This is a genomic window from Vibrio algicola (genome assembly GCF_009601765.2).
GTDB lineage: Bacteria > Pseudomonadota > Gammaproteobacteria > Enterobacterales > Vibrionaceae > Vibrio > Vibrio algicola.
In genome coordinates this window covers 402,020-416,093 of sequence record NZ_CP045699.1, presented here as the reverse complement: position 1 = coordinate 416,093, position 14,074 = coordinate 402,020, and the positions used below count along the sequence as shown (strand labels likewise).

Below are 14,074 nucleotides of genomic sequence, written 5' to 3'. Positions count from 1 at the left end.
AAGCATACCTTAGTTAATAAATCAGCACTTGGTTAGTAGATTGGGGCTCGGGTAATCCCATGTCTCAAGCAAAAAGTGAGCCATTCACCCAAAAATTGATTGAGTTGGAATTTTTCATCTTTTTGCATCATGTTTTTATTCGGGTAATCATACCTTGCTTGCACTCGCGAAATCTGCTCACTAGCACACACTTCCGCAACACGAGCATCATGGTAAAGGCGTACCTGCATACGTGGAAGAGGAAATACTGGGCGGACATCACATTGGAATACATCAACCAAGGTGGTGTAGCGCGTTACTTCTTTTACTTCAAGTTGATAAGCCATTTGAGAAACTTGATACGAACGGGTTTCGCCCACATCGGGATCGTGTGGGATCAAGGCGTTCATTTTGGCATAATTGGTTTCATAAACCCGCATTAAGCCAGCTAGATCAACATGATAAGGTTTTTGCATTTTGTCTCTTTAAAACACTCAAATTCATTAAAGGAAACGAACGTAGCCAACAAAGCTGAATTTTCAACCACAAGGTAAATTTACCAGCGTTGTTGTAATTCTTTATAGTTTAGCTCAAGCCACTGCAGAGCGATGATGGATGCGCCATTTTCAATCGTGCCATCACGCACCATTTGATACGCTTGATCACGGGTCACCACATGCACCAAAATATCTTCATTTTCGCCTTCAAGCCCGTGCACACCGGATGCTTGACTGGCATCCACTTGCCCTACGAATACATCTAAGGTTTCTGAACATCCGCCTGAAGAGGGGTAGTAATGACTGATCGCTTCAATATTATTCACCGCTAAACCGGCTTCTTCTTGTGCTTCACGGCGAACCACTTCGGCTGGGCTTTCACCTTCATCATTCATACCCGCGATGATCTCAAATTGCCATGGCGAAGTATGTTCGAGCGCACCAACTCGAATTTGTTCAATTAATACAACTAAATCGTGAGTTGGATCATAGGGTAACAAAGCACTGGCATGGCCTCGTTCAAACATTTCACGCTCAACAGGTTGACTCCAACCACCCGCAAACAAACGATGTCGAAAAGTATATTTCACCATTTTAAAAAAGCCGCGAAAGAGCGTTTCTTTGCTCTCGACTTTAATATCATCACGATGAAATGTACTCGAAACCGGTTTAGATTTGCTCATAATAGTAAAACTCATGTTAAGAGAATAAAATCAATAATGGTGCTTGATTTGACCGACCGATAATCTAATCACGAGTCGGCAAATTCGACAAGCTTTGCTGTCATTTTTTTTGAAAAACAGTGAGATTAGTTTAGTTTCTTCTTTTTTATTGCCCACTCGGATAGTAAATGGTAAATTAATGTAAAAGATTGCATAACATTTTAGTTACTTAGGTTACAATCAAAAGATTATTGTTTATTAATTTTATAAGCGGGAAAGAATAATGAAAAAGCTGCTTCCACTTATCATCAGTCTCGCTCTTGGTGGCGTGACTACTGCGCACGCTGATGATTTAGCTCAGATTTATAATCAAGCAAAAGAAAATGATCCTCAACTACTGCGCTCAAAAGCGGATCGTGATTCTGCCTTTGCCGCGATAGAAGCGAGCCGTGGTGACCTTTTGCCTCAGATCAATTTAACCGCGGGTTACAATATTAATCGAAATATTAACGCTCATAACAGCGACCCTTTAAATATTTCGAGTTTAGCCAATGAAGATAATGCTTTCACTGCAGGTGTGAACTTCTCTCAAGAACTTTATCGTCGTGATAGCTGGGTGAACTTAGACATCGCAGAGCAAAATGCTCGCCAACAAGATTCTGCTTACGCGGCTGAACAACAAAATCTGATTTTGCGTACTTCGCAAGCCTATTTCGGCGTATTACAAGCACAAGATAGCCTAACCTTTATCCGCGCTGAGAAAAAAGCAGTTGCTCGTCAATTAGAACAAACGAAACAACGTTTTGATGTCGGTTTGTCTGCTATTACTGATGTACATGATGCACAAGCACAATACGATAGCGTATTAGCCGATGAAATCATTGGCGAAAACAATGTCACCAACAGCTATGAAGAATTACGTGAAATCACCGGCCAAATGAATAAAGATTTAGCCTTGCTAGACACCAAACGTTTTTCAGCCAATTCGCCACAAACTAATTCAAATGCCTTAGTTGATGAAGCGCAACAAAAGAACTTGTCATTATTGACGGCCCGTATCGGTCAAGATATTGCTAAAAGTAATATCTCATTGGCAAATTCAGGTTACTCACCTTCTTTGACTTTAGATGGTGGTTACCAATATTCAGATATTGATTCCCATGATGACCATTCGGCAACGGGCAACTACACCAGTAACGATTACCACATTGGCGTTAACTTAATTGTTCCTTTGTATCAAGGTGGTACAACCAGCGCTAACGTCAAAACAGCTGAATACCAATACGTATCTGCTAGTGAGCAACTCGAATCAACCTACCGTGGCGTAGTGAAAAACGTTCGTGCTTACTACAACAATATTAATGCTTCGATCGGAACCATCCGCGCGTACGAGCAATCGGTTATTTCTGCTAAGTCTGCATTAGAAGCAACCGAAGCCGGTTATGATGTTGGTACTCGTACTATCGTTGATGTATTGGATGCAACGCGTCGTTTATACGATGCCAACAGCCAATTATCCGATGCACGTTACAACTACATTTTAAGTGTTCTTCAATTGAAAGGCGCGGTTGGTACACTGAGTGAGCAAGACGTATTAGATATTAATGCCGGCTTGATCAAGACAGCAGCGACTAAGTAATACCAGTTTTATTTAATATTGGCTCAATTTGAATACGCCGAAAAGACGCAGCCCCGCTTGAGAAAAGGCCATCCATGCCCTTTTACACTTTTCTCTGCATTCAACGTTGAAAACGATTAAATAACTAAAACTGATCAAACATAAAAAATGCCACTTCAAATGAAGTGGCATTTTTATTATTCGTATCAATGTGTTTTAGTGAAAAATTGATATCAAAATCGTCATCCCATACGCGAGTAGAACGAGCAGATAGGAGATCTCGCTTTTTCTTTTATTGGTTACCCCTTCCCACCTTTAATCGCATTAATGATCTCAGAGGTCGAGCAACCATCTTCAAAGTTCAACACTTTGACTTCACCGCCTGCCGCAATCACCTCTTCACCACCAGCGATTTCTTCGGGTTTATAATCGCCGCCTTTCACCAAAATACTCGGCAATACAGTGGAAATTAAACGCTGTGGGGTTTCTTCGCTAAACGGCACCACCCAATCAACGGAACCTAAACCGGCCAGCACCGCCATACGGCGATCGGTTGGATTCACTGGGCGGCCAGGACCTTTTAGCATTTTAACCGATTCATCGGTATTCACAGCAACAATTAGGCGGTCACCTAATTCAGCGGCATTGTTTAAATAAGACACATGACCGGCATGCAAAATATCAAAACAGCCATTGGTCATCACCACTTTTTCGCCACGCCCACGGGCTCGTTTTACCGCATCGATTAAAGCCGATTCACTGATCACACCATAATCGGTATCTTTGCTGCCATGGATTGCTTCTGCCAGCTCGATAGTCGATAAAGTGGAAGTCCCCAACTTACCCACCACCACGCCAGCCGCGGCATTGGCTAATGCACATGATTCTTTTAAGTCTTTACCAGCAGCCACTGAAGCGGCTAAAACTGAAATAACAGTATCGCCAGCGCCGGTCACATCAAACACTTCTTGCGCTTGAGTTGGCAAATGGAACGGTTGTTGTCCACGTTGCAATAACGTCATACCGTGTTCACTACGAGTGACCAACAGAGCTTCAAAATCAAATTTCTCGATTAAAGCGAGCCCTTTTTCAACCAAGTCTTGTTCATCTTTGGTTTTACCCGCCACCAATTCAAATTCAGACAAATTTGGGGTTAATAATGTCGCGCCACGGTAGCGCTCAAAATCAGCGCCTTTAGGATCGATAAATACCGGCACTTTCGCCGCGCGCGCTTTTTGGATCATCGTTTGCACACCCTCTAACGCACCTTTGCCATAGTCCGATAAAATCAACGATTGTACTTGCGGTAAGTGTTGCTCTAAGCGCTGTATCAAAAGGTTAGAATCAATGCCCGCGAAATCATCTTCAAAATCCAAACGGATCAACTGCTGACCGCGACTCATTACGCGCAATTTAGTGATGGTTGGCAGTTCAGGGATCACCACAAAATCACACAACACTTTTAATGATGAAAGCTTTTGATTTAAGACTTGCGCCGGTTCGTCATCACCGGTCAAACCGACTAACTTAGGGTTACCACCCAGCGCAGCGATATTCATTGCCACGTTTGCCGCGCCGCCTGGACGTTCTTCATTATTTTCAATCTTAACCACTGGCACTGGCGCTTCTGGAGAAATACGCGCAGTTGGGCCATACCAATAACGGTCCAGCATCACATCGCCAATAATTAACACGCCAGATTCAGCATAGTTAGGCAAAATAGGTTTCATAACGTTCTCCGCAAATTGAGTCTATTGGTGCTCAATCTAAAATATAATTATTGAATCATTTGAATACATTGGTGCGGATCATATCACATTCACCAATAACGAAAAATCAAATCAAGCTCGTCCCTGTACTCTTAACTCTAGGCGCTGTTGATCTTTCGTGGTTGTTTTTGCTGCGAATTGTTGGGTTTTTATACAAGAAAGAGGCTTTGTGGTGTAGCTGGCTACACGAAAAGCCGATGACGACGTAGAAAAGACCAACAAACGCAGCCCGAAGGGTTCGGCTAAAAGCCTTTTACTCTTCGTTAAGTCTCATTTACTTAGAATAACTAGGCTTCAATCGACTTTCCTCGATTAAAAGGCTTTTATCTCGAACAAAATTTAATCACGAAAGATCAACAGCCCCTAGAGTCTTAGCTTTAAATTAGGGTTTAGCTTTCGGGCTTTGTGGTAACCACGCTTGCCATTGCTGCTCAATGCAGGTTCGGTGCTCAATAAAGCGCGACTCATCAACATCGGCATCTTGCTTGAGTAAATTCCTATGATGGATCTCATCTCGCATGCAAGTATAGGCTTCGATTAATTGCTCAGCTTGTTGAGTATTCAATAAGTGCTCTTGCGCTGCTACGCCGATAATACGCACATTATCCGACCATTGAGTTAATGATGGGTATTGATGGCTGTATTGCAGCACCCAGTACTGCACCAAAAATTCGATATCCGTAATGCCGCCTTTGTCTTGCTTTAACATAAAGCGGCCGGCTTTTTTCGCCCCAAGGTGCTCGCGCATTTTCACTCGCATATCGGCCACGTCTTGGCTCAACTTTTCTTTTTCGCGCTCCAGCGTCAAGATAGTAAAACGGGTCTGACTAAAAGCTTGTTCCAGCGGGTCGTCACCGTAAATCATGCGCGCTCGCACTAAGGATTGATGCTCCCATGTCCAAGCCTCTTGATGCTGATACTCATCAAAGGTTTGTGCGCTGCAAACTTGTAACCCAGAGGCACCGGATGGACGTAACCGAGTGTCAATATCGTATAAAATACCCGATGGGGTACGCACTGAAAATATATGGATAATGCGTTGCGCCAAGCGTAAATAAAACTGCCTACCATCAATTTCTTTTTTGCCATCGGTGGTGATATTTTCCGGACAATCGTGCAAGAAAACCACATCTAAATCGGAATCATAACCAAGCTCCCAGCCGCCAACTTTGCCATAACCTATCACCGCAAAGCCTTTCCCTTCTCGACCTTCGAGATGACGAGGCTGACCGAACTTTTCACTCACTTGCAACCAAGCTTGCTGCACGACTGCGTCCATAATAGCTTCGGCTAAGTAAGTTAAATGATCGCTGACCTTCATCACCGGCAATACCCCTGCAATATCCCCCAGCAGCCACTTTTAAAATACAAATTTGCTTAAATTGGCGCAGCGCTTCCATTTGCTGCTCCATATCATCCTCGGGAATACGAGCTAAAAAGTCTCGTAATTCAGAGCGATAATCCGATAACGCGATCGGGTTATAAAGCTGTTGTGGATCGATCAATTCATCTAATAAGATCGGATAACGCCCCAATTTTTCCGAAATCATCGGGCTCGCAGTACACAGACGAACCAATTGTTTTAATGCGCCAGGGTGGGCTTCAAGTAATTCGAGATAAGTGGTTCGGGTAACAATCTTGGTTAACAGGCTCAACACTCTGGCTAAACCAAACTCAGCGTCTGGGTTAGCAAACACCGCCTCAAATACTTTTGGCATTAGTTGTACCAGCACTTCACGCCCACGTTGGCCTAAGGTTTTCTTAGCCAAATCTTGCTTAAATTGAGTAATTATTGCAGCCAGATCTTCCGCTGGCTCTATCTTGACGTCAGTGGTCAGGATGTTGGCGAGGACATCCGCTTGCGCCGCCATATTCCACATTTCAATAAAATGCGCGGCGATTGTTTGCTCTTGGTTTTCATCTTCACCAATAAGCTCAACAAACACTGAATGCACTTGTTGCATATGCTGATTAATTTGAGTGGTTAACTGCCCCCAATCAGTTGCGCCCATCGCACAGACTAAGCGCGCTTGATCGAGCATATCATCTGGCAAGGTTTGGGTTTGCTTGTCATGCAATGCTTGGATCAGGTTTTCTAAGCGACGTAAGAATAAATAGCTGTCACGTAAGGCCTTCACATCGCCAGCTTCAAGCAGATCCATCTCATCAATCGCGGTTAAGGTTTCCAATAATCCTCGACCACGCAGGCTGGGTTCACGACCACCTCGGATCAATTGAAATACTTGAGCAATAAACTCTACTTCTCGGATCCCACCCGCGCCTAATTTAATATTATTAGTGAGACCACGACGACGCACTTCCGAGCGGATCATCGACTTCATCCGGCGTAAAGATTGAATCGCACTAAAATCAATATAACGGCGAAACACAAACGGGCGCAGCATTTGGCGGAGCTCTTGATATTGCGGATACATTTCACTGCCCATCACCCGCGCCTTGACCATAGCGTAACGTTCCCAATCTCGCCCTTGTTCTTGATAGTAATCTTCTAACGCCGCATAACTCATCACCAATGGGCCGCTTTCACCAAAGGGACGCAAACGCATATCGACCCGATAGCAAAAACCATCATAGGTGGGTTGATCGAGTGACTTGATGATCCGCTGCCCTAAACGAGTAAAAAATTGTGAGTTATCAATACTGCGACGTTGGCCTTGAGTCTGACCATTTTCTGGATAAGTAAAAATCAAATCAATGTCAGAGGAAAAGTTCAACTCTCCACCACCGAGTTTCCCCATACCAATAATCAGCATAGGTTGAGGTATGCCTTCACTATTGCACGGTGTTCCCCACTCTTTACAGCACGCTTGATACTGCCATTGATAGGTTTCAAAAATCATCGCTTCGGCCAATAGCGACAAGTGAGATAAGCTTTTTTCTAAATTCCAGTCAGTCTTGGATATATTCGCCTTAGGATTTTGTTTGAGTAGACAATCTCTCCACGCGATAATCACCATTTCTTGACGACGAAACAGGCGCAGTTGATGCATCAATGACGCTTCATCAACACAGGCCGCTAATTTCGATGCTAATTCAGTTCGATAATGATGAGATCGATTGGTGCTCGATAATAATTGCGGTAACGCGGCAACTAATGCAGCATCTGCCAATAAAGATTCAACAATAAAATCACTGATCGCTAAAACTTGTGTTAGCTGCTGCATTACAGCCGATGGCCAATCGGTTAATATAGCCGAATGAATTTGCTGTAAAGCATCCAGAGATTTTTGTTGCTGCAGTTGCAGCTGCGCACAAATAACCATAACGTTTCCTTGTTTAATGCCTAAATATTATTAATCGATTGAGCAATATTTATGTTGAACTAACACTCTACCGTTTTTCTTACTACGACGTTAGTACCGCGTTCCATGTTAATTAAAATAGTTGTAAGGTTCCTGACTATGATTTCAAATTTAAGTTCTAAAGGAAATTCACATGTCTAATTTTTACAGTGATGCAGACTTTAAGCCATTGAGCTTAATGTCATTGTTACTTTCAATTGTATCCGTCATATTAGTTTCCTTCTTGTTGTTTGTGCCGTTACCACAAGATACTCGTCATACTATGTTGGGAATTGACACTGCAATTTGTGCTCTATTTTTATTTCAATTAAGCTTAGATTGTTATCGATCTAAGCTGCGCCTACGCTATTTAAAAGTGCATGCATTAGATTTTCTCGCCAGCTTGCCTGGCATTGAGTTTTTTCGTTATATTAGACTGCTACATATTATTCGTATTTTCTTAATGCTGAGATCTCGAAAAAAAATCGGACAACAAATCTTAGAAAACCCTAAAGAAGCCACCGTTGCCACTATATTCACCTTGTTAATTATTTTGCTCTGTTTAGGCTCAAGCTTAATGCTATTGTTTGAGGAGAACGCCCCCAACACAAACATACACACAGCTGCCGATGCACTTTGGTGGAGTATTGTCACTATTTCTACCGTAGGTTACGGTGACCATTTCCCAGTCACGTTTGCAGGCAAGGTTTTGGCTTCGGTACTAATCGTTTGCGGGGTCGGTATTTTTGGTATGATTTCAGGGCTGCTAGCATCCATTATCGCCACACCACACGATAAACAAAATGCGCAATATAAAAGTAACCTTGAACAGATTCTAAACCAGCAACAACAATTGCTTGATAAGGTTGATCGTCTAGAGAAAAAGATCCAGCGACAGGGCAATAATGAAACACCAGATAATAAAAAAGGGATCGAGTGATCCCTTTTTACTACGACTTAAAAGCCAGCGTTAATACTTAATCATGCCAATAAGGGGTGATCTCAAGACAATGCGCTCGAGTCTGCTCCATAGCATGTAAAATAGAATGCTCTTGGCGCTTAAGCCAGCGGTCGAGTTGATCTTGTTGATCCTCGTCTAATTGATCTTGTAATTGCTCTAGCGGGGTTAACGTCAATAAATCATCAATCCCTTGCATCAAATCAACCCAAGGCAAACGAAATTGGGTTCTTAATTCCAACTCAAATAACGAAGCAAACGCTAAGCCAGTATACAAATTTCGACTTAAACACAACTGCTGATCAATATAATCTTGGCAGCTGAAGCTACGTTCTGGTGGAAAAACTTCAACCAACTCCTGCCAACTGCGATTCAGTTGTTTTTTCGCAAAAGAAGCGACGTTTTTACCCATCTTTTGTTTGGCTTTATCATCTAAGAATGGTTGCCATCCACGCGATAATATCCAACGACTAAGATCAAGCAACACCGCGGTATAGCGAGCCGATTGCAACAACCCCAGCATCTCAGCACGATCAGGTAAAGCTTGTTGTAAGCTATTTAATTCATTAACCAGATATTTTTGGCTATCCAGCTTTCGTAATAAATAGCCTTTATCTTCGGTCAACTCATCTAGGTACTGATAATTTTTCAACCACAACAATTCATTTTTTAACCATTTTAATTCTTGGCGTAAAATGGCACTGGTACGACGCGGAATGATCCCACCATATACATGAAATAATTGACAAATAAAACTGATTGATTCATTAATTTCTTCAAGTGCGGCTATCGAATCTTGCTCAGCATAAATTTGCTCATGGTAAAGCCAATGCGATAGTGCATGTTCAAGCGAAGCGATAAAGCAGCCCTCAACCGTTTCATCGGCTTGAGTCTCAACTAAGGTTAAGTTCACTACCGGATCGCTTTGGTAATCTTGTGCTAAACGGTAACCTCGCGCCGCTTTACTTAAATTACCTAAGCGCATACCGCCTTTGTCTGATAATAAACGAGCTAAGGTAAATAATGATTCGGTCTGACCGGATTTTAATTCTAATTCCACTTCACAAATTGGCGTTTGTTGTTCTCCAACACTCACTACACCTTGATCAAAAGCCACTTCTATTTGGCTGCCATCCGGCATACTCAGCAACCATTGCTCACGTTCAAAGTTAGTTTCAAACAATGGCACCAGCTCATTTTGCAGATCTTGCCAATCACGGCCTTCTGGCCAAATATCGATTGGATGAAGCGATAAATCAGGTTCATTACTATTATGTTCAGCGTTAAACTCTGGGCGTTGATGTAAGCCAGCTACCACTCTGCCAGAAGTTTTAACTGTTTGAACATAGACATCATCGGTGCGACGAATCCGCATGCCAATATCATATTGTCGCAACCATTGATCCGGAGTATCAAAATAGAGGTTCATTAGAGTTCGACAACTGTGTTGAAGCACTTTCATTCCTTCTATTTTAGATTTTAAAATAGAGGAAAAATCGGGTGATACAAAAAATTTCAGTTCTATCTCAGTTTCCATGGTCAGGTCCGTTGTTGATAACCTAGAAAGGATATGGCGTAATGATGAAAGGAGCAAGCAACAAATAACCAAGAATTGATCGAGCCAATCCTCTAGAATTGATCCACCGGATGCTCTAAAAGGGTATGAATGCCGAAGATATTAAGTTAACATGCGCGACTTTATAGCGCTGTCTAGCATTTGACCGTAATCTAACGGTAAGATGTCCTATAATTTATATTTTTTTGTAGGTTGAATAACCATGCCAGTAAATACAATAATGGGCTTGTTTGCAAAGTCCCCAATTAAACCTTTGCAAGAACACGTTGTTAGTGTGAATGAATGTTGCTCACACCTTATTCCTTTCTTTGAAGCATGTGCTCAAGGTGATTGGGAAGAAGCGAAAAAACGTCGTGAAACCATTTCTCGCCTAGAACGAGAAGCGGATACACTTAAACGCGAAATCCGTCTTAAATTGCCGCGTGGTTTATTTATGCCGGTCGACCGTACTGACATGCTTGAGCTATTGACGCAACAAGACAAACTTGCCAACCTTGCTAAAGACATTGCAGGTCGAGTTATTGGACGTCAACTGCAAATACCATCTAAGCTAAATGAAGAGTTTATTGCTTATGTTGCTCGCTGTCTCGATGCAGCAGGTCAAGCGCAAAAAGTAATCCATGAACTAGATGAATTACTTGAAACTGGTTTTAAAGGTCGTGAAGTAACACTGGTTGCCGAAATGATCAATCAACTAGATGAAATTGAAGATGATACTGACATGATGCAAATTGCATTGCGCCAACAACTGATGGCAATTGAATCTAAATACAATCCTATTGATGTCATGTTTTTATACAAGATTTTAGAATGGGTTGGCGGTATTGCTGATCAAGCACAACGAGTTGGTGCTCGATTAGAAGTCATGTTGTCTCGTTCATAAGTTCGATTCAACAAAATAATCAAAATAGCAAAAATAACTGATGTGGTAAGTTCAGGGTGTGATTCCCTGTGTCTGCTTGCCCGAACTGTTGTCTAAAAAACTAGGTATTACGATGGATATCCTCGCAAACTACGGCACAACTATTATTTTAGTAGCCGCGTTATTTGGCTTCCTAATGGCAATTGGTATTGGTGCAAATGATGTTGCCAATGCCATGGGCACCTCTGTTGGCTCTAAAGCGCTAACAGTGAAACAAGCAATTTTTATTGCGATGATTTTTGAATTTGCAGGGGCTTATCTTGCTGGTGGCGAAGTGACTGACACCATTCGAAATGGCGTTATTGAAACTTCCTTTTATACCTCTCATCCCGAAATTTTAATTTACGGTATGATGTCAGCACTGTTAGCTGCAGGTACTTGGCTATTACTGGCCTCTTATATGGGCTGGCCAGTATCGACAACCCACTCAATCATTGGTGCGATTATCGGCTTTGCTTGTGTCTCAACCGGAACTGAAGCGGTTGATTGGCATTCGGTACAAGGCATTGTGGGTAGTTGGATAATTACACCATTTATCGCGGGTCTGTTTGCCTATGGTATTTTTGTCAGTGCACAACGACTGATATTTGATACCGAAACGCCAATGGCAAATGCCAAACGTTTTGTACCGGTTTATATGTTCTTGACCACTATGGTGATTGCACTTGTGACCATCAAAAAAGGTCTTAAGCACGTTGGTCTACATTTAACCCATGGCGAAGCTTGGTTATATTCTGTCATTTTCTCGACTATTGTCATGGTCGGTGGTTATATTTATATCCAGAAAAAATTTGCTAACCAGAAAGAAGAGCATGGCTTTGCTGGTGTTGAAAGTATCTTTAGTATCTTAATGGTGGTAACGGCTTGTGCGATGGCATTTGCTCATGGTTCGAATGATGTTGCCAATGCAATTGGTCCATTATCTGCCGTGGTTTCAACCGTACACAGCATGGGTGAATTAACCGCCAAAAGTGAAATAGCTTGGTGGATCTTACCTCTTGGCGGTCTTGGTATCGTGGTGGGTCTTGCAACCATGGGGCATAAAGTAATGGCTACTGTTGGTACGGGTATTACTGAACTAACCCCAAGTCGTGGTTTTGCTGCTCAACTTGCAACCGCTTCTACCGTTGTTCTTGCATCGGGTACTGGTCTTCCTATCTCAACCACGCAAACACTGGTGGGTGCGGTATTAGGGGTTGGCTTTGCTCGCGGTATTGCAGCTCTTAACCTTGGCGTAGTACGTAACATTGTTGCATCTTGGATTGTTACCTTGCCCGCGGGCGCGGTATTATCGATTGTATTCTTCTATGCAATCAAAGCAGCATTCGGCGCATAAGCTTGCAATTACCGACACTCTGTCAAAGCCGTGTCATAATTGATGCTTAGATGCACAAAGAGGGAGCTTTTGCTCCCTCTTTTGTTGCACGTTAAGTCGAAACTTCTTACTATTTCCTTAACAAATTTTATTTAATGCTTTTGCCGATGGGGATTTTTCCAAATCGTAAACACAGGCAAGCGCATATCACTAAAAAGGACAAAATGTGAAAAAGCTTTTTTGCTTAGTATTGCTAGCAACTTTTTTTGCTCCAATGACATACGCACGTGACTTCTATATCTCAGATAATCTTTTCACTTATCTGCATTCTGGCCCAGGTAATCAATACCGTATTATCGGTAGTGTTGATGCAGGTGAAGTGATCAAGATTTTAACCTCAAACAAATCAGCCGGATTCTCTCAGGTCGTCGATAGCAAAGGCCGTAAAGGTTGGGTTGAAAGTAAATACGTGACGGCGAATGTCAGTATGTCGATTCGCTTGCCACAACTTGAGAAAGAGCTTTCTAGCGTAAAAGATGCATTAGCTAATGCACGTAAAACATCGGATACAGAAAAAGCAGGTTTAGTCAGTTCACTAAAAGTGAGTAACAAACAGATTTCCGATCTTGAGACTAACTACCGTAACCTTAATCAACAGTTATCAGACTCTCAAGCTGAAGCTCGTGAACTGCGTGCAAAATTAGACACCCAAAAAGACGACTTATTGCTCCGTTACTTCATGTATGGCGGCGGTGTAGCTGGTTTAGGTTTACTATTTGGTTTATTGCTTCCTCATCTTATCCCACGTCGTAAAAAGAAAAACGGCGGCTGGGCATAAGTATACTTAGGTTAGAAGGTTTTGATTTAAGTTAAAATGCGTTATAAATAATAAAAGCCAGATTAAGGGAAACCTCAATCTGGCTTTTTTATCGCGTTGATAAAACTTAAATCAACTCATATATACCCTAGCCGAGAGTTGCTAATAGCTTTTCGACAATAGGTTGATTGGCTTCAGGAAATTGATAGTCCACTAGATCTTCAATCTTAACCCACTTACCCTCTTGCCCCTCCTTGCCATAAGGTTTGCCACTAAAAGCGGTGACACTAAAGAAATCAAATGTTAGTTTCTTTTCTGGGTAATCATGATCCAAGTGCTCAAACAAAGACAATGCTGTGACTTCAATGTCAATCTCTTCATACAGCTCTCGTATCAGCCCTTTTCCAGCCGTTTCACCAGATTCCACTTTACCACCTGGAAACTCCCAATAACCGCCTTTATGTAGCTTAGCAGGACGCTTAGTGATAAAAATCTGATCTTGTTGCTGGTTAAAAATAATCGCAGCCACAATATGTAACCGAGATGTTTGCGTTAAAGTCATGAGGCTCTCCTGTTGTGCTATTTTTGTATTCTTACGCTTTTAGGCTTTTAGGCTTTTAGGCTTTTAGGGATATTAAAAAAGGCCGCCGAAGCGACCT

At 42.3% G+C, this 14,074-nt stretch carries 10 protein-coding genes and 1 pseudogene; 5 read left to right on the top strand and 6 right to left on the bottom strand.

From position 1 onward, the window contains the following. Positions 1-32: 32 nt before the first annotated feature. Together GFB47_RS01815 and nudF are read right to left on the bottom strand one after the other, a co-directional pair. Positions 33-455, bottom strand: a complete 423-nt coding sequence (locus GFB47_RS01815; protein ID WP_153446105.1) for a DUF1249 family protein — start codon at positions 453-455, stop codon at positions 33-35. Between the two features lie 80 nt (positions 456-535). Next, positions 536-1,159: an ADP-ribose diphosphatase gene (nudF, locus tag GFB47_RS01810; RefSeq protein ID WP_153446103.1), complete on the bottom strand. Its 624-nt coding sequence runs from the start codon at positions 1,157-1,159 to the stop codon at positions 536-538. A gap of 262 nt (positions 1,160-1,421) precedes the next feature. Here nudF and tolC point away from each other — a divergent pair, with 262 nt between their 5' ends. Further along, positions 1,422-2,777: an outer membrane channel protein TolC gene (gene tolC / locus GFB47_RS01805; protein ID WP_153446102.1), complete on the top strand. Its 1,356-nt coding sequence runs from the start codon at positions 1,422-1,424 to the stop codon at positions 2,775-2,777. 278 nt (positions 2,778-3,055) lie between these two features. Here tolC and hldE read toward each other — a convergent pair whose 3' ends face one another. Together hldE and glnE are read right to left on the bottom strand one after the other, a co-directional pair. Continuing rightward, the gene (gene hldE, locus GFB47_RS01800) at positions 3,056-4,486 is read right to left on the bottom strand and encodes a bifunctional D-glycero-beta-D-manno-heptose-7-phosphate kinase/D-glycero-beta-D-manno-heptose 1-phosphate adenylyltransferase HldE (RefSeq protein WP_153446100.1); all 1,431 of its coding nucleotides are present in this window, start codon (positions 4,484-4,486) and stop codon (positions 3,056-3,058) included. Between the two features lie 421 nt (positions 4,487-4,907). Further along, positions 4,908-7,809: pseudogene (gene glnE / locus GFB47_RS01795) on the bottom strand (bifunctional [glutamate--ammonia ligase]-adenylyl-L-tyrosine phosphorylase/[glutamate--ammonia-ligase] adenylyltransferase). A gap of 172 nt (positions 7,810-7,981) precedes the next feature. Between glnE and GFB47_RS01790 the strand changes: the two are divergent. Further along, positions 7,982-8,767: a potassium channel family protein gene (locus GFB47_RS01790; RefSeq protein ID WP_153446098.1), complete on the top strand. Its 786-nt coding sequence runs from the start codon at positions 7,982-7,984 to the stop codon at positions 8,765-8,767. Between the two features lie 37 nt (positions 8,768-8,804). On the opposite strand, the gene GFB47_RS01785 is transcribed toward GFB47_RS01790, so the two are convergent. Beyond that, the gene (locus GFB47_RS01785) at positions 8,805-10,322 is read right to left on the bottom strand and encodes a CYTH and CHAD domain-containing protein (RefSeq protein ID WP_153446096.1); all 1,518 of its coding nucleotides are present in this window, start codon (positions 10,320-10,322) and stop codon (positions 8,805-8,807) included. 241 nt (positions 10,323-10,563) lie between these two features. On the opposite strand from GFB47_RS01785, the gene GFB47_RS01780 reads away from it, so the two are divergent. The 3 genes from GFB47_RS01780 to GFB47_RS01770 all read left to right on the top strand — a co-directional run bounded on the left by GFB47_RS01780 (position 10,564) and on the right by GFB47_RS01770 (position 13,436). Continuing rightward, a complete protein-coding gene (locus GFB47_RS01780; RefSeq protein ID WP_153446094.1) occupies positions 10,564-11,244 on the top strand; it encodes a TIGR00153 family protein in 681 nt (226 codons plus the stop codon). A gap of 112 nt (positions 11,245-11,356) precedes the next feature. Next, positions 11,357-12,619, top strand: a complete 1,263-nt coding sequence (locus tag GFB47_RS01775) for an inorganic phosphate transporter (protein WP_153446093.1) — start codon at positions 11,357-11,359, stop codon at positions 12,617-12,619. A gap of 205 nt (positions 12,620-12,824) precedes the next feature. Further along, entirely contained in the window at positions 12,825-13,436 is a 612-nt protein-coding gene (locus GFB47_RS01770) for a TIGR04211 family SH3 domain-containing protein (RefSeq protein WP_153446092.1), read from the top strand. Positions 13,437-13,563: 127 nt separating this feature from the next. Here GFB47_RS01770 and mutT read toward each other — a convergent pair whose 3' ends face one another. Next, positions 13,564-13,977 carry an 8-oxo-dGTP diphosphatase MutT gene (gene mutT, locus GFB47_RS01765; RefSeq protein WP_153446090.1) on the bottom strand — a complete coding sequence of 138 codons (414 nt, stop codon included), beginning with the start codon at positions 13,975-13,977 and terminating at the stop codon, positions 13,564-13,566. Between the last annotated feature and the right edge of the window lie 97 nt (positions 13,978-14,074).

What these genes read in the sequence shown, in the direction of transcription:
- GFB47_RS01815 (WP_153446105.1), bottom strand. Translation starts at nt 455, where the DNA reads ATGCAAAAACCTTATCATGTTGATCTAGCTGGCTTAATGCGGGTTTAT.
- nudF (WP_153446103.1), bottom strand. Translation starts at nt 1,159, where the DNA reads ATGAGCAAATCTAAACCGGTTTCGAGTACATTTCATCGTGATGATATT.
- tolC (WP_153446102.1), top strand. Translation starts at nt 1,422, where the DNA reads ATGAAAAAGCTGCTTCCACTTATCATCAGTCTCGCTCTTGGTGGCGTG.
- hldE (WP_153446100.1), bottom strand. Translation starts at nt 4,486, where the DNA reads ATGAAACCTATTTTGCCTAACTATGCTGAATCTGGCGTGTTAATTATT.
- GFB47_RS01790 (WP_153446098.1), top strand. Translation starts at nt 7,982, where the DNA reads ATGTCTAATTTTTACAGTGATGCAGACTTTAAGCCATTGAGCTTAATG.
- GFB47_RS01785 (WP_153446096.1), bottom strand. Translation starts at nt 10,322, where the DNA reads ATGGAAACTGAGATAGAACTGAAATTTTTTGTATCACCCGATTTTTCC.
- GFB47_RS01780 (WP_153446094.1), top strand. Translation starts at nt 10,564, where the DNA reads ATGCCAGTAAATACAATAATGGGCTTGTTTGCAAAGTCCCCAATTAAA.
- GFB47_RS01775 (WP_153446093.1), top strand. Translation starts at nt 11,357, where the DNA reads ATGGATATCCTCGCAAACTACGGCACAACTATTATTTTAGTAGCCGCG.
- mutT (WP_153446090.1), bottom strand. Translation starts at nt 13,977, where the DNA reads ATGACTTTAACGCAAACATCTCGGTTACATATTGTGGCTGCGATTATT.